At 64.1% G+C, this 21,068-nt stretch carries 20 protein-coding genes; 11 read left to right on the top strand and 9 right to left on the bottom strand.

Annotated features, from left to right (window positions below):
* Positions 1-28 precede the first annotated feature (28 nt).
* The 3 genes from ACVWZT_RS07090 to ACVWZT_RS07080 form a co-directional block, all read right to left on the bottom strand.
* Positions 29-1,003 (bottom strand): serine/threonine protein kinase, encoded by a 975-nt coding sequence (locus ACVWZT_RS07090; protein WP_457468738.1) that lies wholly within the window; start codon positions 1,001-1,003, stop codon positions 29-31.
* 94 nt (positions 1,004-1,097) lie between these two features.
* Positions 1,098-1,862: a TOBE domain-containing protein gene (locus tag ACVWZT_RS07085; protein WP_457468737.1), complete on the bottom strand. Its 765-nt coding sequence runs from the start codon at positions 1,860-1,862 to the stop codon at positions 1,098-1,100.
* 68 nt (positions 1,863-1,930) lie between these two features.
* Entirely contained in the window at positions 1,931-2,662 is a 732-nt protein-coding gene (locus ACVWZT_RS07080; RefSeq protein ID WP_457468736.1) for a phosphoribosyltransferase family protein, read from the bottom strand.
* Between the two features lie 89 nt (positions 2,663-2,751).
* Here ACVWZT_RS07080 and bioB point away from each other — a divergent pair, with 89 nt between their 5' ends.
* The 9 genes from bioB to ACVWZT_RS07035 all read left to right on the top strand — a co-directional run bounded on the left by bioB (position 2,752) and on the right by ACVWZT_RS07035 (position 13,085).
* On the top strand, positions 2,752-3,810 hold the full coding sequence (bioB, locus tag ACVWZT_RS07075; protein WP_296234709.1) for a biotin synthase BioB: 1,059 nt from the start codon (positions 2,752-2,754) through the stop codon (positions 3,808-3,810).
* Position 3,811: 1 nt separating this feature from the next.
* Entirely contained in the window at positions 3,812-4,984 is a 1,173-nt protein-coding gene (gene bioF / locus ACVWZT_RS07070; RefSeq protein ID WP_457468734.1) for an 8-amino-7-oxononanoate synthase, read from the top strand.
* Complete coding sequence (locus tag ACVWZT_RS07065; RefSeq protein WP_457468733.1) at positions 4,977-5,708, top strand: alpha/beta fold hydrolase; 732 nt, start codon at positions 4,977-4,979, stop codon at positions 5,706-5,708. Before bioF ends, ACVWZT_RS07065 begins: the two co-directional genes overlap by 8 nt.
* Positions 5,701-6,519 carry a malonyl-ACP O-methyltransferase BioC gene (gene bioC, locus ACVWZT_RS07060; RefSeq protein WP_457468732.1) on the top strand — a complete coding sequence of 273 codons (819 nt, stop codon included), beginning with the start codon at positions 5,701-5,703 and terminating at the stop codon, positions 6,517-6,519. Before ACVWZT_RS07065 ends, bioC begins: the two co-directional genes overlap by 8 nt.
* Positions 6,520-6,529: 10 nt before the next feature.
* Positions 6,530-7,210 carry a dethiobiotin synthase gene (bioD, locus tag ACVWZT_RS07055; protein WP_296234704.1) on the top strand — a complete coding sequence of 227 codons (681 nt, stop codon included), beginning with the start codon at positions 6,530-6,532 and terminating at the stop codon, positions 7,208-7,210.
* A gap of 123 nt (positions 7,211-7,333) precedes the next feature.
* Positions 7,334-7,630: a pyrroloquinoline quinone biosynthesis protein PqqE gene (locus ACVWZT_RS07050; protein WP_296234703.1), complete on the top strand. Its 297-nt coding sequence runs from the start codon at positions 7,334-7,336 to the stop codon at positions 7,628-7,630.
* A 287-nt stretch (positions 7,631-7,917) separates the two neighbouring features.
* Entirely contained in the window at positions 7,918-9,723 is a 1,806-nt protein-coding gene (locus ACVWZT_RS07045; protein WP_296234702.1) for a phenylacyl-CoA dehydrogenase, read from the top strand.
* A gap of 176 nt (positions 9,724-9,899) precedes the next feature.
* Complete coding sequence (locus ACVWZT_RS07040) at positions 9,900-11,183, top strand: GGDEF domain-containing protein (protein ID WP_296234700.1); 1,284 nt, start codon at positions 9,900-9,902, stop codon at positions 11,181-11,183.
* Positions 11,184-11,306: 123 nt separating this feature from the next.
* Entirely contained in the window at positions 11,307-13,085 is a 1,779-nt protein-coding gene (locus tag ACVWZT_RS07035) for an acyl-CoA dehydrogenase C-terminal domain-containing protein (RefSeq protein WP_457468730.1), read from the top strand.
* Positions 13,086-13,363: 278 nt separating this feature from the next.
* Here ACVWZT_RS07035 and ACVWZT_RS07030 read toward each other — a convergent pair whose 3' ends face one another.
* Positions 13,364-14,287 (bottom strand): LysR family transcriptional regulator, encoded by a 924-nt coding sequence (locus ACVWZT_RS07030; protein ID WP_296234697.1) that lies wholly within the window; start codon positions 14,285-14,287, stop codon positions 13,364-13,366.
* A gap of 210 nt (positions 14,288-14,497) precedes the next feature.
* On the opposite strand from ACVWZT_RS07030, the gene ACVWZT_RS07025 reads away from it, so the two are divergent.
* A complete protein-coding gene (locus tag ACVWZT_RS07025) occupies positions 14,498-15,778 on the top strand; it encodes an aspartate aminotransferase family protein (RefSeq protein ID WP_296234696.1) in 1,281 nt (426 codons plus the stop codon).
* A gap of 152 nt (positions 15,779-15,930) precedes the next feature.
* Positions 15,931-16,089 carry a YqaE/Pmp3 family membrane protein gene (locus ACVWZT_RS07020; protein WP_009681539.1) on the top strand — a complete coding sequence of 53 codons (159 nt, stop codon included), beginning with the start codon at positions 15,931-15,933 and terminating at the stop codon, positions 16,087-16,089.
* A gap of 33 nt (positions 16,090-16,122) precedes the next feature.
* Here ACVWZT_RS07020 and ACVWZT_RS07015 read toward each other — a convergent pair whose 3' ends face one another.
* From ACVWZT_RS07015 to pqqB, 5 genes are all read right to left on the bottom strand, one after another.
* Positions 16,123-17,943 (bottom strand): S9 family peptidase, encoded by a 1,821-nt coding sequence (locus ACVWZT_RS07015; RefSeq protein ID WP_296234687.1) that lies wholly within the window; start codon positions 17,941-17,943, stop codon positions 16,123-16,125.
* Positions 17,909-19,069: a pyrroloquinoline quinone biosynthesis protein PqqE gene (pqqE, locus tag ACVWZT_RS07010; protein WP_296234685.1), complete on the bottom strand. Its 1,161-nt coding sequence runs from the start codon at positions 19,067-19,069 to the stop codon at positions 17,909-17,911. The genes ACVWZT_RS07015 and pqqE overlap by 35 nt, the downstream gene beginning before the upstream one ends.
* Complete coding sequence (gene pqqD / locus ACVWZT_RS07005; protein ID WP_225780108.1) at positions 19,041-19,316, bottom strand: pyrroloquinoline quinone biosynthesis peptide chaperone PqqD; 276 nt, start codon at positions 19,314-19,316, stop codon at positions 19,041-19,043. The genes pqqE and pqqD overlap by 29 nt, the downstream gene beginning before the upstream one ends.
* A complete protein-coding gene (pqqC, locus tag ACVWZT_RS07000; RefSeq protein ID WP_003255592.1) occupies positions 19,313-20,068 on the bottom strand; it encodes a pyrroloquinoline-quinone synthase PqqC in 756 nt (251 codons plus the stop codon). The genes pqqD and pqqC overlap by 4 nt, the downstream gene beginning before the upstream one ends.
* Positions 20,069-20,141: 73 nt before the next feature.
* On the bottom strand, positions 20,142-21,053 hold the full coding sequence (gene pqqB, locus ACVWZT_RS06995) for a pyrroloquinoline quinone biosynthesis protein PqqB (protein WP_296234683.1): 912 nt from the start codon (positions 21,051-21,053) through the stop codon (positions 20,142-20,144).
* Positions 21,054-21,068 lie beyond the last annotated feature (15 nt).

Below are 21,068 nucleotides of genomic sequence, written 5' to 3'. Positions count from 1 at the left end.
CCTATTGTAGACAGAGGTGGGCGTGCTTCTAGAACAATTTCAATGCCGGTTCACCCAGAGCCGCCAATTGTTCGCGTAATGCCAGGATCTGGTCGCCCCAGTAGCGTGGCTGGCCGAACCAGGGGAAGCTGGGCGGGAAGGCCGGGTCGTCCCAGCGCCGCGCCAGCCAGGCGCTGTAGTGCAACTGGCGCAGCGCGCGTAGTGCTTCGATCAGGGCCAGTTCGCGCGGATCGAAGTCGTGGAACTCGTTGTAGCCATCGATCAGTTCAGCCAGTTGCCCCAAGCGCTCCTCACGGCTGCCGGCCAGCATCATCCACAGGTCTTGAACGGCCGGCCCCATGCGGCAGTCGTCAAGGTCGACCACGTGGTACACCTCGTCGCGATGCATCAGGTTACCGGGGTGCAGGTCGCCGTGCAGGCGGATAAGGTGGTGCGGCGTACGGGCATAAATGTCTTCCACACGCTTGAGCAGGTCGCGGGCCACCGACTCGAAGGCCGGCAGCAGGTCACGGGGCACGAAGCCACCTTCCAGCAAGGTTTTCAGCGAGGCGTGGCCGAAGTTTTCGACCGCCAGCGCTTCGCGGTGCTCGAACGGTTTGCTGGCGCCTACGGCATGCAGGCGGCCAAGCAACTGGCCAAGGCGGTAGAGTTGGTCGAGATTGCCCGGCTCCGGGGCGTGGCCGCCACGGCGGGGAAACAGGGCGAAGCGGAAACCCTGGTGTTCGAACAACGTGCGGCCGTCATGCTGCATCGGGGCAACCACCGGGACCTCACAGTCGGCCAGCTCAGCGGTGAAGCTGTGCTCTTCGAGGATGGCCGCATCGCTCCAGCGGCCTGGGCGGTAGAACTTGGCCACCAGCGGTTGCGCACCTTCGATACCTACCTGGTAGACGCGGTTCTCGTAGCTGTTGAGTGCCAGCACCCGGGCGTCACTGAGAAAGCCCAGACTCTCCACGGCGTCGAGGATCAGGTCGGGGGTGAGGGTGTCGAAGGGGTGGGACATGAGAACTCCGGGGATAAGCGGCACAAGACCCATGGTACCGCGTTATCCCTGTGCCGGCCTCTTCGCCGGCATGCCCGCGAACCGCGCTACCCGCCTACGCGGGAATCCCGATCAATACATAAGAGGGATGAAACTGCACGCGTAGCCTGCTGCCGTTCGCTACCCGGTGCTCGGCCAGCCAGGCCGCTTCGGCAAAGGCACACAACGTCTGCCCGTTGCCCAGCGCCAGCCTGACCTCGCTCGGCCCGTCAGCCTCCGCCAGCACACCCTGCACCGTCGCTTTCAGGCAGTTGTTACCCGTTTCGGCCTCTTCCCCTGCCGCCAACAACCGCACCCACCCGGCCTTGAGCAGTGCCACAACCATCGTACCCAGCGTCAGCTCCAGCCGCGCAGTGCTGTCGCGGGTGATCAGCGCCTCGATCTCCAGCCCGTCGCCCAGCGTCAGGCTGACGCGATCAAGCCGTCCTTCACGGCGCAGGCCACTGACCTGGCCCTGCAACTGGTTACGCGCACTGGTGCGCAGCATCAGGCGACCGAGCAGGTCGAGGTCACTGGATTGTTCTGCCGCTTCGAGCATTTGTGCCTGCAAGGCCTGCAGACGCTGATACAGGCGCAGTACTCGTTCGCCCTCCGGCGACAACCGTGCTCCACCGCCGCCTCGCCCGCCGGCGCTACGTTCGACCAGCGGTTGGCCGGCCAGGTTGTTGAGCTCGTCGATGGCATCCCAGGCGGCTTTGTAACTGATGCCCGCAGCCTTGGCGGCGCGAGTGATCGAACCTTGATCGGCAACGTGCTGCAGCAGCGCGATACGCTGGGGGCGGCGGGCGATGTGCTGGGTAAGGAGGCTGGGCAAGGGCATGGTATCCAGTCGTCATAAGGCTCAGGTGAAGCGGCCACGGGGTTTGCGCCGTGGCAGATATCGTTGGGTCATGCATACCCCGGTTTGGGCGTGCGTGCCAGGCAATAGACATCCACGCGCCGCGCCCCGGCCGTGCATAGCAGCTCGGCAATTGTATGCGCGGTTGCCCCCGTGGTCAGCACGTCATCGACAATGGCGACATGCTGACCCTTCAACTCCCCCGTGAGCGCAAACGCCTGGCGCAAATTGCGCTGCCTTGCCCTGGCGTCCAGCTGCTGCTGCGCGGGTGTTTCGCGTGTACGCGTCAGCAACCGTTCGTCGCACCGTACCCCGAGCTGCACCGATAACCAGCGCGCCAACATTCCTGCCTGGTTGAAACCACGCTCGCGCTGTCGACGCCTGGCCAGGGGCACCGGTAACAGCAGGTCGGGCCGGGCCACCCCCTCTGCAAAGCGATGCAGCAATCCATGGCCCAGCAGCTCCGCCATCAGACGCCCCAGCGGCCACTGGCGCTTGTGCTTGAAGCGGCTGACCAGCGTGTCTACCGGAAAGCCGAAATGCCACAGCGCAATCACTTGCTCGAAAGCCGGCGCGCGGCGGCTGCATTGCGCGCAGGTCAGGCCAGACATCGGCATGGGCAAGGCGCAGCGCAGGCATTGATCATCCAGCCAGGGCAGCGCCTGTTCACAGGCGACGCACAGCGGGTAGGCCTGCCCGGCACGCTCGTCGCATAGTAAACATGTTTGATTAATAATTGAGCACTTGTAAACCAGCCTTTCCCAGTGTGGTTGACAGTTCATAGGCCTTCCATGACTATGCGAGCTAACCGTGATGCGCTGGCGGGCTTTCCTGTCCCGGCGCCAGCTACAGCCTAAACAAGGAAACACCGATGAGCGCCAGCACAACTGCAACAACACGTCACGACTGGTCCCTGGCAGAGGTCAAGGCGCTGTTCCAGCAACCGTTCAATGACTTGCTGTTCCAGGCACAGACCGTGCACCGCGCGCACTTCGACCCTAACCGCGTGCAGGTTTCGACATTGCTGTCGATCAAGACCGGCGCCTGCCCGGAAGATTGCAAATATTGCCCACAATCCGGCCACTACAACACCGGGCTGGAAAAACAGAAGCTCATGGAAGTGCAGAAGGTGCTGGAAGAAGCGGCACGCGCCAAAGCCATCGGCTCCACCCGCTTCTGCATGGGCGCGGCCTGGAAGCACCCGTCGGCCAAGGACATGCCTTACGTGCTGGAAATGGTCAAAGGCGTGAAGGCCATGGGCCTGGAAACCTGCATGACCCTCGGCAAGCTCGACCAGGAGCAGACCAAGGCCCTGGCCCAGGCCGGCCTGGATTACTACAACCATAACCTCGATACCTCGCCGGAGTTCTACGGCAGCATCATTACCACCCGCACCTACAGCGAGCGCCTGCAAACCCTGGCCTACGTGCGTGAGGCCGGTATGAAGATCTGCTCCGGCGGTATCCTCGGCATGGGCGAGTCGCTGGACGACCGCGCCGGCCTGCTGATCCAGCTGGCCAACCTGCCGGAGCACCCGGAGTCGGTACCGATCAACATGCTGGTCAAGGTCGCCGGTACGCCGCTGGCCGAGGAAGAGGACGTCGACCCGTTCGATTTCATCCGCATGCTGGCCGTGGCGCGTATCCTCATGCCCAAGTCGCACGTGCGCCTGTCCGCCGGCCGGGAGCAGATGAACGAACAGATGCAGGCCCTGGCCTTCATGGCAGGCGCCAACTCGATCTTCTACGGTGAAAAACTGCTGACCACCGCCAACCCGCAGGCCGACAAGGACATGCAACTGTTCGCCCGCCTGGGTATCAAGCCCGAAGCCCGCGAGGAACACGCCGACGAAGTGCACCAGGCCGCCATCGAGCAGGCGCTGGTCGAGCAGCGCAGCAGCGAGATGTTCTACAACGCCGCGTCGGCCTGAGATGGCCTTCGACCTGGCCGCGCGCCTGGCCGAACGGCGCGCCGCAGACCTGTATCGGCAGCGGCCGCTGCTGCAGAGCCCGCAGGGGCCGGAAGTGGTGGTCGACGGCCAGCCCTTGCTGGCCTTTTGCAGCAACGATTATCTCGGCCTCGCCAACCACCCGGAGGTGATTGCCGCCTGGCAGGCCGGCGCCGAGCGCTGGGGGGTCGGAGGGGGCGCCTCGCACCTGGTGATCGGCCACAGCACCCCGCACCATCAGGTGGAAGAGGCTTTGGCCGAGCTCACCGGGCGGCCGCGTGCGCTGCTGTTCTCCACCGGCTACATGGCCAACCTGGGCGCTATCACCGCGTTGGTGGGGCAGGGTGACAGCGTGCTGCAGGACCGTTTGAACCACGCTTCGTTGCTGGATGGCGGGCTGCTCAGCGGTGCCCGTTTCAGCCGTTATCTGCACAATGACGCGGCCAGCCTGGTCAGCCGCCTGGACAAGGCGGTTGGCAATACCCTGGTGGTGACCGACGGCGTGTTCAGCATGGACGGCGACCTGGCTGACCTGCCGACGCTGGCCGCTGTCGCCAAGGCGCGGGGTGCCTGGCTGATGGTCGACGATGCCCATGGCCTGGGCACCCTTGGCAAGCATGGCGGCGGTGTCGTCGAGCACTTCGGCCTGGGCGTGGATGAGGTTCCGGTCCTGATCGGTACGCTGGGCAAGGCGTGCGGTACCGCCGGTGCCTTCGTCGCTGGCAGCGAAGAACTGATCGAGGCGCTGGTGCAATTCGCCCGCCCCTACATCTACACCACCAGCCAGCCACCGGCGCTGGCCTGCGCCACGCTGAAAAGCCTGGAACTGCTGCGCTGCGAAACCTGGCGCCGCGAGCACCTGGCAGCGTTGATTCGCCAGTTCCGCGAAGGCGCACGGCAGATCGGGCTGCAATTGATGGACAGCCCGACCCCGATCCAGCCGATCGTCATCGGCGACAGCGCGCAGGCCCTGCGCCTGTCGCGCATGCTGCGCGAGCGCGGCCTGCTGGTGACGGCCATCCGCCCACCCACCGTACCGGCGGGCAGTGCGCGCCTGCGGGTGACCTTGAGCGCCGCCCACAGTGAGGCGCAGGTGCAGCTATTGTTGAATGCATTGGCCGAGTGTTATCCACAGTTGGAGAACGCCGATGCGTAATCGCCTTGTTCTATTGCCCGGCTGGGGCCTGGGCACTGCGTCCCTGGAGCCGCTGGCCGCCAGCCTGCGGCTCCAGGACACCCGCCTGCAGGTAGAGCTGATGCCCCTGCCGGAGCTGCCGCACAGCGATGTCCAGGCCTGGATCGAGCATCTCGATCGCAAGCTGCCGAGCGATGTCTGGTTGGGCGGCTGGTCGTTCGGCGGGATGCTGGCCAGTGCCCTGGCGCACAAGCGCGGCGACCACTGCTGTGGCCTGCTGACCTTGGCCAGCAACCCCAGTTTCGTGGTGCGCCCGGGCTGGCCGCATGGCATGGCCGAAGATACCTTCGGTACCTTCCTCGACGGCTGCCGCAGCCATACCCAGGTCACCCTCAAGCGTTTCCGTACGCTGTGCAGCGACGGTGCCCAGCAACCGCGTACCCTGCTGCGCCAGCTGGGTATCGGCGTGCCGGACACCGACCCGTTGTACCTGGCCACCGGCCTGGAAGTGCTGGCGAAGCTGGATGTTCGCGAAGCCTTGCAGGCCTACGCCGGCCCGCAGCTGCACCTGTTCGCCGGCAGCGACGCACTGGTGCCGGCAGAAGCGGCAAAAGCCCTGAGCGAGCTGTTGCCCGATGTGGAAGTGGGCCTGGTCGAAGACAGTTCCCACGCGTTCCTGCTGGAGTACCCGCAGGAGCTGGCGGCGGGCATCAAGAGTTTCCTGCATGAGAGTGGCGATGACTGATCTATCCCGTCCGACCCCGCCGGGGGCACTGCCCGACAAGCGTCAGGTGGCGGCCTCGTTCTCCCGCGCTGCGGCCAGCTATGACAGCGTGGCGGCGCTGCAGCGTGCCGTGGGCCAGGACCTGCTGAGGTTGTTGCCGGAAGGCCTGCAGCCGTCGCGCTGGCTGGACCTGGGCAGCGGCACCGGTCACTTCAGCCGGGCGCTGGCCGAGCGTTTCGCCGCCGCCAGCGGCGTGGCGGTGGATATCGCCGAAGGCATGCTGCGCCATGCGCGCAACGAGCAAGGTGGGGCGCACTATCACGTCGCTGGCGATGCCGAGCGTTTGCCGTTGCGTAATGCCAGCGTCGACCTGGTGTTCTCCAGCCTGGCGGTGCAGTGGTGCGACCAGTTCGCCAGCGTGCTGGCAGAGGCGCAACGGGTACTGCGCCCAGGTGGCGTTATGGCTTTCAGCAGCCTGTGCGTGGGCACCCTGGCTGAATTGCGCGCCAGCTGGCAGGCGGTGGATGGCCTGGTGCATGTGAACCGCTTTCGCCGTTTCGAAGACTACCAACGCCTGTGTGCGGCCAGCGGTTTCGAGCAACTCGAATTGCAGTGTTGCCCACATGTGCTGCACTACCCGGATGTGCGCAGCCTGACCCACGAACTGAAGGCGCTGGGTGCGCACAATCTCAACCCAGGCCGGCCTTCTGGCCTGACCGGGCGGGCTCGCATGCAGCGCTTGCTGCAGGCCTACGAGGCGTTTCGCCAGCCTCAAGGGCTGCCAGCCACTTACCAAGTGGTCTATGGTGTGTTGCGCAAGCAACAGGCGTAAGGGGAGCGAGATGAGCCAGGCCTATTTCATTGCCGGTACCGATACCGACGTTGGCAAGACCACCATCGCTGCCGGGCTGTTGCATGCGGCACGCTTGCAGGGCCTGAGCACCTTGGGAGCCAAACCGGTGGCTTCGGGTTGCACGATGACCGCGAAAGGGCTGCGCAACAGCGATGCCCAGGCATTGATCGACGAGAGTTCGATCAAGCTGCCCTACGAGCAGGTCAACCCGTTCGCCTTCGAACCGGCTATCGCACCGCATGTGGCGGCGCGGGAAGCGGGGGTAACCCTTGCGGTACCTGAGCTGCTCGCGGCGATGCGCAGTGTGCTGCAACAGCATGCCGATTTCACCCTGATCGAAGGGGCTGGCGGCTGGCGCGTGCCGTTATCGGGGCAGGACAACCTGTCGGACCTCGCTATTGCCCTCCAGCTTCCCGTAATCCTGGTGGTGGGAGTGCGGCTGGGGTGTATCAGCCATGCCTTGCTCAGCGCCGAGGCGATTGCCCGCGACGGGCTGCAGCTGGCGGGGTGGGTGGCGAACATCATCGAACCTAGTACCTCGCGGCTGGAAGAGAACCTGGCCAGCCTGGCCGAACGGTTGCCGGCGCCTTGCCTGGGGCGGGTGCCCAAGCTCAAGCAGGCCAGTGCCGACATGGTGGCTGAGCATCTGCAACTGGATCTTCTGGATTAGCGCTGCAGGAATACTCGAGGGCTATCAAATGGCATCGGGCCATTAGCGATTTAAACGGGCCTTTTTGCGCCCAGCCTGCTTTAATTGGGCCTGTCCGTTATCCAGCGTCAATGGAGTCCTGACATGGAAATCACCGGTAGCTCCGCCTATTACGCGGGCCTGAGCGCAATCCAGACCGGCCAGAACCGCGTCGATCAGGCCGCCAGCCAGATTGCCAATACCACCGCCGAACGTACTGCCACCAGCCAGTCCAGCGACTTTCAGGCCGAACGCTTGCGCGCGGTCGACCGCAGCCAGCAGATGGACCTAGCCACCAGCACGGTGCAGCTGGCCGTAGGCAAGCATGAGGTCGAGCTTGGCGTGAAGCTCGCCAAGGCATCCGACGAAATGCTCGGCCGGTTCATCGATACCTACGCCTGATCGCTGGCATCTACCTCCGTATTAACGCCTGCGCCCCTGTGGGAGCGGGTTACCCCGCGCGTGCGTCAGCCCTGACAGCTGTTTTCCGGGCTGACTTTTTTCGCGGGTGAACCCGCTTCTGTAGTAGTCATGACAAGTGTTGGCGTATTTGCCATTTTTCGTGGCGCAAATGACACAATAGTCCATTCTTGACATCCGGCGGAGCTAAACGTAAGTTTCAAACAACTGTTTGATCGATGCCGCACGGCGCGCGTCACCCCACAGAACTCACCTAGAGGTTCATCGCAATGCCTGACTACAAAGCCCCCTTGCGTGATATCCGCTTCGTTCGCGACGAACTGCTCGGCTATGAGGCGCACTATCAGAGCCTGCCGGGTTGCCAGGACGCCACGCCCGACATGGTCGACGCGATCCTTGAAGAAGGCGCGAAGTTCTGCGAGCAGGTGCTTTCGCCGCTGAACCGTGTGGGTGACCAGGAAGGCTGCACCTGGAGCGAAGCGGGCGTGAAAACCCCGACTGGCTTCAAAGAGGCCTATCAGCAGTTCGTCGAAGGCGGCTGGCCAAGCCTGGCGCATGATGTCGAGCACGGCGGCCAGGGCCTGCCGGAGTCGCTGGGCCTGGCCCTGAGCGAAATGGTCGGCGGGGCGAACTGGTCGTGGGGCATGTACCCTGGCCTGTCCCACGGTGCGATGAACACCATTTCTGCGCACGGTACCCCTGAGCAGCAGCACACCTACCTGACCAAGCTGGTATCCGGCGAATGGACCGGCACCATGTGCCTGACCGAGCCACACTGCGGTACCGACCTGGGCATGCTGCGCACCAAGGCCGAGCCTCAGGCTGACGGCAGCTACAAGGTGTCGGGAACCAAGATTTTCATTTCGGCCGGTGAGCACGACATGGCCGACAACATCGTCCATATCGTCCTGGCCCGCCTGCCGGATGCACCGGCCGGTACCAAGGGCATTTCGCTGTTCATCGTGCCGAAGTTCCTGCCCAACGCCGAAGGTGGTGTGGGCGAGCGCAACGGCGTCAGCTGCGGGTCGATCGAACACAAGATGGGCATCCACGGCAACGCCACCTGCGTGATGAACTTCGACGCTGCCACCGGCTTCCTGATCGGCCCGGCCAACAAAGGCCTGAACTGCATGTTCACCTTCATGAACACCGCCCGGCTGGGAACCGCGCTGCAAGGCCTGGCTCACGCCGAGGTGGCCTTCCAGGGTGGCCTGAAATACGCCCGCGAACGTCTGCAGATGCGTTCGCTGACCGGCCCGAAAGCACCGGACAAGGCCGCTGACCCGATCATCGTGCATCCCGACGTGCGCCGTATGCTGCTGACCATGAAGGCCTTCGCCGAAGGCAACCGCGCGATGGTGTACTTCACCGCCAAGCAAGTGGACATCGTCAAGTACAGCCAGGATGAAGAAGAGCGCAAGAAGGCCGACGCCCTGCTGGCGTTCCTGACGCCGATCGCCAAGGCATTCATGACCGAAGTCGGCTTCGAGGCGGCCAACCATGGCGTGCAGATCTACGGTGGCCACGGCTTCATCGCCGAGTGGGGCATGGAGCAGAACGTGCGCGACAGCCGGATCTCCATGCTGTACGAGGGCACCACCGGCATCCAGGCCCTCGACCTGCTCGGCCGCAAGGTACTGATGACCCAGGGCGAAGCGCTGAAGGGCTTCACCAAGATCGTGCACAAGTTCTGCCAGGCGCAGGAAGGCAACACTGCGGTGACGGAATTCGTCGAACCGCTGGCGGCACTGAACAAGGAGTGGGGTGAGTTGACCATGAAGGTCGGCATGGCCGCCATGAAGGACCGTGAAGAAGTGGGCGCGGCCTCGGTCGATTACCTGATGTATTCCGGTTATGCCTGCCTGGCCTACTTCTGGGCCGACATCGCCCGCCTGGCCGCCGAGAAGCTGGCTGCCGGCACCAGCGAAGAGGCGTTCTACACCGCCAAGCTGCAGACCGCGCGCTTCTACTTCCAGCGTATCCTGCCGCGTACCCGCACCCATGTGGCAGCGATGCTGTCCGGAGCCGACAACCTGATGGCGATGGACGAAGAAAGCTTCGGCCTGTCCTACTGATTCACCGGTTGTGACCGAAACCCGCCTGCCCTCACCGGCAGGCGGGTTTTTTTGTTTCAAGCCCGGCGCGTGGCTTTGCAGAAGCGGTGCATGATTTGAAATTCAACTGTTCATGTGCGCTGCCGATGAAGTATGGGCACAATGCCACCATTGATCTGCCGGGTTGGAGATTACCCTTGCTTCGTCTTAACGCTGTTCGCGCGAGCCACTTCCTGCCTTCGCTGATTCTGTTGCTGGCAGGCCTCGCCGCGGCTTACGTGAGAGACCTCAGTGTCTTTTTCACATCATTGTTCAATGTCCTGCCCACCTTGGTCCTGCTGCTGGGTGGCGCCTACTGCGCGGTGTACCGCCGTCAGCGCGAGCTGTTCCTGATGCTCACGGTGTATATCGCCTACTTCCTGCTCGATACCCAGACCGACTTCTACCGTGACCATGGCCGCGTGCGCGAAGATGCCGCGGTAACCTTCCATTTGGTATGCCTGCTGTTGCCCACCCTGTTCGGGTTGTACGGTGCCTGGCAGGAGCGCACCCACCTGCTGCAGGACCTGGTTGCCCGCGGCGCCGTGCTGTTCGCCGTGGGCAGCGTGGCGGTGGCTCTCGAACAGAGCTACCCCGAGGCGCTGCTGACGTGGCTGGCGGAAATTCGCTGGCCGTCGTTGCATGGCCGGTGGATGAGCCTCATCCAGATGGTCTACCCGTTGTTCCTCGGCGTGTTCATCCTGCTGGTGGTGCAATACCTGCGTGCCCCGCGGCCGCTGCACGCCGCGTTGATCTCGGGCCTGCTGGGAATTTTCTGGATGTTGCCGCAAACCTTCATCCTGCCGTTCACCCTCAACATCATGTGCAGCCAGGTAATGCTGATGATCGCGGCATCGGTAGCTCATGAGGCCTACCAGATGGCCTTTCGCGACGAGCTGACCGGCTTGCCGGGGCGGCGTGCGCTGAACGAGCGCATGCAGCGCCTGGGGCGCAACTACGTGATTGCCATGACCGACGTGGACCACTTCAAGAAGTTCAACGATACCCATGGCCACGACGTCGGCGACCAGGTGCTGCGCCTGGTCGCCAGCCGCCTGGCCAAGGTGACCGGCGGTGGCCGCGCCTACCGTTATGGCGGCGAGGAATTCGCCCTGGTATTCGCCGGCAAGACAGCCGAAGAATGCGTGCCGCACGTGGAAGCGGTGCGTGAAGTGATCGCCAATTACGTGATGCACCTGCGCGACCAGCATAACCGCCCACAGGACGATAGCGCCGGGCGCCAGCGACGCGCGGGCAGCACGGGCGGGACGGTGTCGGTCACCATCAGCATCGGCGTAGCCGAGCGCCAGGCCGACCACCGCAACCCCGAGGCAGTACTGAAATCCGCCGACCAGGCGCTGTACAACGCGAAGAGTGCGGGGCGCAATTGTGTCATGGTGCACGGGCAGCAATCACAGCGTGGCGCAGTGCGCATGGCGTGACCGAAACTGACTATGCGGTCTAGTGATGACCCTATGTCTCGTAAAAGTTGTTCGGTTACACTGCTCGTTACCCAGTGTCGCGGTTCCCCGAGACCGCCCCGACCCGACTAGCGAGAGGTTGTCATGGCTGAATATAAAGCGCCCTTGCGCGACATGCGCTTCGTACTGAATGAAGTCTTCAACGTGGCCGAGCAGTGGGAGCAGTTGCCCGGGTTGGCCGAGGTTGTCGACGCCGACACAGCCATGGCGGTGCTGGAAGAGGCCGGCAAGGTCACTGCCAGGTCCATCGCGCCGCTCAGCCGTGCCGCCGATGAAGAGGGCTGCCACTGGGACCAAGGTGCGGTGCGCACTCCAGCTGGTTTCATCGAGGCCTACAACACTTACGCCGAAGGCGGCTGGGTGGGCGTGGGCGGCGACCCGCTGTTCGGCGGCATGGGCATGCCCAAGGCCATTTCGGCCCAGGTCGAGGAAATGGTCAACGCCTCCAGCCTGGCGTTCGGCCTCTACCCGATGCTGACCGCCGGTGCCTGCCTGTCGATCAACGCCCACGCCAGTGAGGCACTGAAGCAAAAATACCTGCCGAACATGTATGCCGGTGTGTGGGCGGGCTCCATGTGCCTGACCGAGCCGCACGCCGGCACCGACCTGGGCATCATTCGCACCAAGGCCGAGCCCCAGGCAGACGGCAGCTACAAGGTCAGCGGCACCAAGATCTTCATCACCGGTGGCGAGCACGACCTGACCGAGAACATCATCCACCTGGTGCTGGCCAAGCTGCCGGATGCACCGGCGGGGCCGAAAGGCATTTCACTGTTCCTGGTGCCGAAGTTCCTGGTCAATGAGGACGGCAGCCTTGGCGCACGCAACTCGGCCACCTGTGGTTCGATCGAACACAAGATGGGTATACAGGCCTCGGCCACCTGCGTGATGAACTTCGACGAAGCCGTTGGCTATATCGTCGGCGAGCCTAACAAGGGCCTGGCGGCGATGTTCACCATGATGAACTACGAGCGCCTGGGTGTTGGTATCCAGGGCCTGGCCTCGGCCGAGCGCTCCTACCAGAACGCCGTGGAATACGCTCGTGATCGCCTGCAGAGCCGCGCCCCGACCGGGCCGCAAGCCAAGGACAAGGCCGCCGACCCGATCATCGTCCACCCGGATGTGCGCCGCATGTTGCTGACCATGAAGGCGCTGATCGAAGGCGGCCGGGCGTTCTCCACCTACGTGGCCATGCAACTGGACAGTGCCAAGTACAGCGAGGACGCCAGCGTGCGCAAGCGCAGCGAAGAGCTGGTGGCATTGCTCACGCCGGTAGCCAAGGCGTTCCTCACCGACCTCGGCCTGGAATGCGCGGTGCATGGCCAGCAGGTGTTCGGCGGGCATGGCTACATTCGCGAGTGGGGGCAGGAGCAACTGGTGCGCGATGTGCGTATCACGCAGATCTACGAAGGCACCAATGGCATCCAGGCCCTGGACCTGATGGGGCGCAAGGTGGTCGCCAGTGGTGGGGCATACTACCGCCTGTTCTCCGACGAGATTCGCCAGTTCATTGCCAGTGCCGGCAGCCAGTTGGAGGAATTTGCCAAGCCGCTGGCGGCCAGCCTCGACCAGCTGGACGGGCTGACCGAGTGGGTGCTGGAACAGGCCAAGGGCAACCCGAATGAAATCGGCGCGGCTTCGGTCGAGTACCTGCACGCCTTTGGCTATGTAGCTTACGCCTACATGTGGGCGTTGATGGCGCGTGCGGCGCAGGCAGGTGAGGGGGATGCGGCGTTCTACGCCGGTAAGCTGGGTACAGCGCGGTTCTACTTTGCGCGGTTGCTGCCACGGGTGAATTCGCTGGTGGCAGCGGTCAAGGCGGGGAGTGAATCGCTGTACCTGCTGGATGCTGAGCAGTTCTGACAGGGTTTGGGGGCGCGTAGCGGCCCGATTCCAGGCTGCATGCGACCAACTCTGCCGTTGTAAGCTTTTTCCTACATGACGTGGTGACTTTTCACCACTGTTATCGCATTGGATCCAGGGTTAATCTTTCCCACATGGACGTTGTGCAGGAAGCGCAAAGTACAGATCAAGGAAGACGACGAAGGACCACCTGCCAGGATGGCGGGGCGATACGGATGTCACAGGGAAACAGTCTGGAAAACCCCGCTTAGGCGGGGTTTTCTTTGTGCGCGCGTTTTTCAGGCGAGCACATCCAGTGGCGATGCCCCCGCCAAACGTGCGTCGCTCTCCTCTTCCAGCAGCGTACGCAGCAGCTCCACAGAGGCCTGCTGGCGCTGGGCATCGCGAAATACCAAGCCAACCTTGAGCGGCACGCGCGGCTCGCTCAACGGCTTCCACAGCAGCGCCTGGTCTTCCTCGGCGGCGTCCTTGGCCCGGCCTGGCAGGATGGTCGCCAGCGCCGTGTGGGCCAGGCTGTCGAGTATCCCTGCCATGTTGTTCATCTCGGCCTGCACTTGCGGCCGACGCCCCTGGCTGGCCAGTTGCGCCTGCCAGATCTGGCGGATCTGGAACTCTTCGCCCAACATCAGCATGGGCAGCTCGGCGGCCTGGCGGATGGATACTTTCTTGAAGTCCTTCAGCGGGTGTGTAGCCGGGATGACCAACTGCAGCTCATCTTCATACAGCAACAGGCCATGTAGCCCCGGCTGGCGTGGCGGCAGGTAGCTGATGCCGATGTCCAGGCTGCCATTGAGCAGGCGCCGTTCGATTTCCAGCCCCGACAATTCGTAGATCTGCACGACAAGGTGCGGCTGTGCCTTGCGCAGGCGTTCGAGCAGTTGCGGCACCAGGCTGGGGCGCACGGTCTGCAGCACGCCGATGGCCAGGGTACGCAGCGACTGGCCCTTGAAGTTGCGCATGGCCTGGTGGGCGCGTTGCAGGCCGTCGAGCAGCGGCAGGGCGTGGTTGTACAAGGTATGCGCAGCCAGGGTCGGCAGCAGGCGCTTGTTGCTGCGCTCGAACAGGCTCAGGTCGAGGCTGTGTTCCAGCTGGCGGATCTGTTGGGAAAGCGCCGGTTGGGACAATGACAGGCGTTCGGCGGCACGGCCCACATGGCCTTCTTCATACACCGCGACGAAATAACGCAGTTGGCGGAAATCCATAAGTGATACTTATCGAAAATGCTGAAAAAACGAAATGGCCGAAAACCCCGGCGAGGCCTAGTCTATCGCTGTATTCCAAAGGGTTACAGCGATGAATGGCTCGATTGTTACCCTGGATGAAAAACACTTTTGATAGGAAAGGCAGAATATCGAGTGGCGGCATCCGGACCGCACCGACAAAGCCTTCTACCGTGACTGGTTGGAGCCCTGATGAACCTGTTCAAGCTGCGCCGCCCGGCCCTCGCTGCCGTCGCCGAGCCCAAGCGTGCGCCGGTGACCGTGCCGCAAGCGTCGCAGCTGTCGCGTGAGCGACTGATGCCTGGCTGCGAGCGTGCAGCGCAGGTATTCGTACGTGGCCAGGGTTCCTGGTTGTGGGACAACGAAGGGCATGCCTACCTGGACTTCACCCAAGGTGGCGCGGTCAACAGCCTGGGGCACAGCCCGAGCGTGCTGGTCAAGGCATTGGGCAACCAGGCCCAGGCGCTGATCAACCCGGGGGCGGGGTTGCACAGCCGTGGGCTGCTGGAATTGGCCGACCGCCTGTGCCAGAGCACCGGCAGCGATCAGGCCTACCTGCTCAACAGCGGTGCCGAAGCGTGCGAGGGCGCAATCAAGCTGGCGCGCAAGTGGGGCCAGCTGCACCGCAACGGCGCCTATCACATCATCACCGCCAGCCAGGCCTGCCACGGCCGTAGCCTGGGGGCGCTGTCGGCATCCGACCCACTGCCGTGCAATCGCTGCGAGCCCGGCCTGCCCGGTTTCAGCAAGGTGCCGTTCAACGACCTGGCGGCGCTGCACGCTGAGGTGGACTCACGCACCGTGGCGATCATGCTGGAGCCGATCCAGGGCGAGGCGGGTGTCATCCCGGCGACGCAGGACTACCTCAAAGGGGTGGAAACCCTCTGCCGTGAACTGGGCATCCTGTTGATTCTCGATGAAGTGCAGACCGGTATCGGTCGCTGCGGTGCGCTGCTGGCCGAAGAAACCTATGGCGTGCGCGCCGATATCGTCACCTTGGGCAAAGGCCTGGGCGGTGGCGTGCCACTGGCAGCGTTGCTGGCCCGGGGCACGGCGTGCTGCGCCGAACCTGGCGAACTGCAAGGCAGCCACCACGGTAACGCGCTGATGTGTGCTGCGGGCCTGGCGGTGCTGGACGCCGTGCTCGAGCCTGGCTTGCTTGCCCAGGTGCGCGACAACGGGCGCCACCTGCGTGAAGGCCTTAGCCGCCTGGCCGGGCGTTATGGCCAGGGCGAAGTGCGTGGGCAGGGCCTGCTATGGGCGCTGCAACTGAAAGAAAACCTGGCCTGCGAGCTGGTGGCCGCAGCCCTGCATGAAGGCCTGCTGCTCAATGCCCCGCAGGCGGATGTGGTGCGCTTTTCGCCAGCCCTGACCGTGAGCAAGGGCAACATCGACGAAATGCTGCTGCGCCTGGCCCGCGCCTTTGCCCGCCTGCACACCCGGCAGCAGGCCCGCCGGGAAATGCCGGCATAGCGTACTGGCGAAACCGAGAATTCTACGAACCGTCTGGCGTTCCTGCGCATCGCCCCTGGCCTGTTTCATTCGGCCCGGGGCGTTTTTTTTGCCGGTGGAACCTCTGCGGCGGGAGGCTAGTCTGTGAGGTAACCCCTACAGGAGAGACTCGCATGGACTTCATACGCATCATCATCGCCATCATCCTGCCACCGCTGGGTGTGTTCCTGCAGGTGGGGTTCGGCGGGGCGTTCTGGCTGAATATCCTGCTGACCTTGCTGGGGTATATACCGGGCATCGTGCACGCGGTGTACATCATCGCCAAGCGCTGAGACCTTTTGGGGCCGCAACGCGGCCCCAGACCCTCAGGCCCTCAGCACCCGACAATAGAACTTCCACTCTTCTTCCAGCGCATGCGCCAGGTTCCCGGCCTTGCGGAAGCCATGCCGCTCCCCGGCATAGAAGTGCCCTTCGGCATCGACCCCGCTAGCCTGCAACGCTGCCAGCATCGACCGAGTCTGCTCCGGCACCACTACCGCATCCAGTTCGCCCTGGAAGAAAATAACCGGCACCCTGATCTGCCCGGCATGCAGCAGCGGTGTGCGCTGGCGATAACGCTCGGCGTCCTGCTGCGGGTCACCGATCAACCAGTCCAGGTAGTCGCCCTCGAACTTGTGCGTCGCCCGGCCCAGTGCCAGCGGGTCGCTGACCCCGTACAGGCTCGCACCGGCGCGGAATACATCATGAAACGCCAGGGCGCACAAAGTGGTATAGCCGCCTGCGCTGCCGCCGCGGATGAACGCCTTGTTGCGGTCGATCAGGCCACGGGCGGCGAGGTATTCGACTGCTGCACAGGCATCGGCCACATCGCTTTCTCCCCAGCGCAGGTGCAAGGCCTGGCGGTAGTCCCGACCGTAGCCGCTGCTGCCCCGGTAATTGAGGTCGGCTACGGCGAAGCCGCGCTGGGTCCAGTACTGCACGCGCGGGTCGAGCACCGGATAACAGGCCGAGGTCGGGCCGCCATGGATGAACACCACCAGCGGTGTGGCCCCTTGTGATCGGGCTGCCGGGTAGAAGAAACCGTGGGCCTGGTGGCCGTCACTGCCATAATGGATCGGCTGCGGCAGGCTGATATCCGTGGCCGCAAGCACTTCGGCGCCACCGGCCAGTACGCTGACCTGGTGGTTGCTGCGGCTGATGCTGATGACTGCCGGCGGGCTGATCGGCGATGCGGCGATGGCGTACAGGTGCTGGTCATCCATGGCCAGGCTGCGAAAGCGCGTATAGGCACTGGCGAATCGCTCCAGGCCAGCGGCGCTGCGTAGGCCCAGTTGCCCGAAGCCGTCTTCGAACCAGCTGGCCAGGTAGTCTTGCTGCCCCAGCGCCAACCAGGTGCTCGCGCCCAGTTGCCAGGGGGCGGCGGCATGGTCTGCCGGCTCGGCAGGCAGCGCCTGCCAGCGGCCAGCAACCTCACCCCAGGGTTGCCAGAAGCCGTTACGGTCGGACAGACAGTAAAGCCGGCCTTGTGCATCGAAGCGTGGCTGCTGCAGCGACTCATCGGCACCGGCCACGGATTGCGCGGGTCCCCATTGGCCGCTGTTGTCACGCCTGCGACACATCAGCCGGGTGACCGTCCAGGGCTGTGCCGGGCGGTCCCACTCGATCCACGCCAGGCGCTGGCCATCGGCACTCATGGTAGGCGAGGCGTAGAAGTCGGCACCTTCGGCAAGCACCTGCCGGCTTCGTTCAGCCAGTGCCACCAGCCGATGCTCGACCCGTTCGCCATGCTGCTCCTCGACCGCCAGCACCAGGCCAGCGTGCCACTGCAGGTCGCCGTAGCGGCAGTTCGCGTGGTTCGTCAGGGCGCGCGGTGGCGTTGCTGCCAGGCCCTGGGTGTATACCTGCTGGTCCTTCTCGTTGACGAACAGAATGCCGTCGCCACCCAGGCAGAAACTGCCACCGCCGTATTCATAGACCCGGCTGCGCACGCTGAAACCATCGGGCGTCAGGCAGCGGGCCTGCTGGTGCTGCCAATGCCAGATGCGACAAGCACCATCGGCGGGGCGGAACTCGTTCCAGAACAGCCCGGCAGCGCTGACCTTGAGGTCGGCGAAGTCGGTGCCGGCCGCGACTGCCTGGGCCGCAGTGAATTCAACCGCGGGCGATGACACGGGAGTTTCGCTCATTGCGGAAGGTCATCTGTTCAATCGCGAGCTGGGCGCTTTCTGCCTCCTCGCGGGCCTTGAGGATGATGCCGTGGTCGGCCGACTTGGCGCACACCGGGTCGGCGTTGCTGGCATCGCCGGTGAGCATGAAGGCCTGGCAGCGGCAGCCGCCGAAGTCCTTTTCCTTTTCGTCGCAGGAACGGCAGGGTTCGGGCATCCATTCATAGCCACGGAAGCGGTTGAAGCCGAACGAGTCGTACCAGATATGTCGCAGGTCATGGTCGCGCACGTTGGGGAACTGCACCGGCAACTGGCGCGCGCCGTGGCACGGCAGCGCGGTGCCGTCCGGGGTGATGGTGAGGAACAGGCTGCCCCAGCCGTTCATGCACGCCTTGGGTCGTTCTTCGTAGTAGTCCGGGGTGACGAAGATCAGCTTGCACGGGTTGCCTTCGGCCTTGAGCTTGTCGCGGTACTGGTTGGTGATGCGCTCGGCCCGTTCGAGCTGCGCGCGGGTTGGCAGCAACCCCAGGCGGTTGAGGTGGGCCCAGCCGTAGAACTGGCAGGTGGCAAGCTCGACGAAGTCCGCTTCCAGGGCGATGCACAGCTCGATGATGCGATCGATCCTGTCGATGTTGTGCCGGTGGGTGACGAAGTTGAGCACCATCGGGTAGCCGTGGGCTTTCACCGCGCGGGCCATTTGCAGTTTTTGCGCAAAGGCCTTCTTCGAGCCGGCCAACAGGTTGTTCACCTGCTCGTCGCTGGCCTGGAAGCTGATCTGGATATGGTCCAGGCCAGCCTTCTTGAAGTCGGCGATGCGCGCCTCGGTCAAGCCGATGCCGGAGGTGATCAGGTTGGTGTAGTAACCCAGCCGGCGCGCCTCGCCGATCAGTTCGGCGAGGTCCTGGCGTACCAGTGGCTCACCGCCGGAAAAGCCGATCTGCGCGGCGCCCATTTCCCGGGCTTCGGCCATCACCTTGAACCACTGCGCGGTACTCAGCTCCTGGCCCTGGGCGGCGAAGTCCAGCGGGTTGGAACAGTACGGGCACTGCAGCGGGCAGCGGTAGGTGAGCTCGGCCAGCAGCCACAGCGGCAGGCCGACTGCGGGCGTGGGCGGTAATTCAGGCGAGGACGATCCAGTGTTCGGCACGGGCCACCTCCATGAACTGCTCGATGTCGTCGGCCACTTGCGGGACACCGGGGAACTGTTGTTCGAGTTCGGCGATGATCGCAGCAACGTCGCGTTGGCCGTCGATCAGGCCACCGATCAGGGCCGCGCTGTCGTTGAGCTTGATCATGCCCTCGGGGTACAGCAGCACATGGCCCTTCTGCGCCGGCTCGTACTGGAAGCGGTAGCCGGGGCGCCAGTTCGGCACTTGCTTACGGTCGAAACTCATAGGGTGATCCCTTTGTGCCACACCCGTTCCTGGGTGACGGAGTGATAGGGCGGGCGGTTCAGCTCGTAGGCCATGCTCATGGCGTCAAGCATGCTCCAGAGGATATCCAGCTTGAACTGCAGGATCTCCAGCATACGCTCCTGGCCCGCGCGGGTGGTGTAGTGCTGCAGGGTAATCGCCAGGCCGTGCTCCACGTCACGCCGGGCCTGGCCCAGGCGGGTGCGGAAATATTCGTAGCCGGCCGGGTCGATCCACGGGTAGTGCTGCGGCCAGCTGTCCAGGCGCGACTGGTGGATTTGCGGGGCGAACAGTTCGGTCAACGAGCTGCTCGCGGCTTCCTGCCAGCTGGCCCGCCGGGCAAAGTTGACGTAGGCGTCCACGGCAAAACGTACGCCGGGTAGCACCAGCTCCTGCGAGCGCAGTTGGTCCGGGTCCAGGCCCACGGCCTGGCCCAGGCGCAGCCAGGCCTCGATACCGCCGTCTTCGCCGGGTGCGCCATCATGGTCGAGCAGGCGCTGGATCCATTCGCGGCGTACTTCGCGGTCCGGGCAGTTGGCCAGGATCGCCGCGTCCTTCATCGGAATGTTGACTTGGTAGTAGAAGCGGTTGGCCACCCAGCCCTGGATCTGCTCACGGGTGGCTCGGCCCTGGTACATCGCCACGTGGTAGGGGTGATGAATGTGGTAATAGGCGCCCTTGGCGCGCAGGGCCTGCTCGAATTCGGCAGGGGACATTGGCAGTGCGTCGCTCATTCGGCTGGCTCCTGTAAAACGATTATCCGGCCTGGCAATACCCACAGGGTTTCTGCCACCTCTTGTGCAGTTGTTACAACTCGATACTCATGCCATCGAAGGCCACTTCCACACCTCTGCGCAGCACTTCGGCGCGTTCGGGCGAGTTCTCGTCGAGGATCGGGTTGGTGTTGTTGATGTGGATAAGCACCTTGCGCTGGCGCGGGAAGCCCTCGAGCACCTCCAGCATGCCGCCAGGGCCGTTCTGCGCCAGGTGGCCCATCTCACGCCCGGTACGGGTGCCCACACCACGCCGTTGCATCTCGTCATCTTCCCACAGGGTGCCGTCGACCAGCAGGCAGTCGGCGTCGTCCATCATCTTCAGCAGCTTGTCATCCACCTGGCCCAGGCCCGGGGCATAGAACAGTTTGCCGCCGGTGCGGGTGTCCTCGACCAGCAAGCCCAGGTTGTCGCCGGGGTGCGGGTCGAAGCGGTGCGGCGAATACGGCGGTGCGGCGCTACGCAGGGGGAACGGGGTGAAACGCAGGTTGGGGCAGGCGTCGATCACGAAGCTGCCTGCCAGTTCGATGCGGTTCCATTGCAGGCCGCCGTTCCAGTGGCTGAGCATGTTGAACAGCGGGAAACCGGTGGTCAGGTCCTGGTGGACCATGTCGGTGCACCACACCTGGTGCGGGCAGCCTTCGCGCAGGCTGAGCAGGCCTGTGGTGTGGTCGATCTGGCTGTCCAGCAGCACGATGGCATTGATGCCGGTATCGCGCAGGGCACGGCCCGGCTGCATCGGCGCAAAGGCCTGGAGCTGGGCGCGGATATCGGGCGAGGCATTGCACAGTACCCAGTGCACGCCGTCATCGGACAGGGCAATGGACGACTGGGTGCGCGCCGTGGCCCGCAAGGTGCCGTCACGGTAGCCCTTGCAATTGACGCAGTTGCAGTTCCACTGAGGGAACCCGCCACCGGCGGCGGAACCGAGAACCTGGATATACATGGCCACTCTCTATGC

It is taken from the genome of Pseudomonas sp. TE21394 (assembly GCF_054057835.1).
This window is presented reverse-complemented; position numbering and strand designations above follow the sequence as displayed.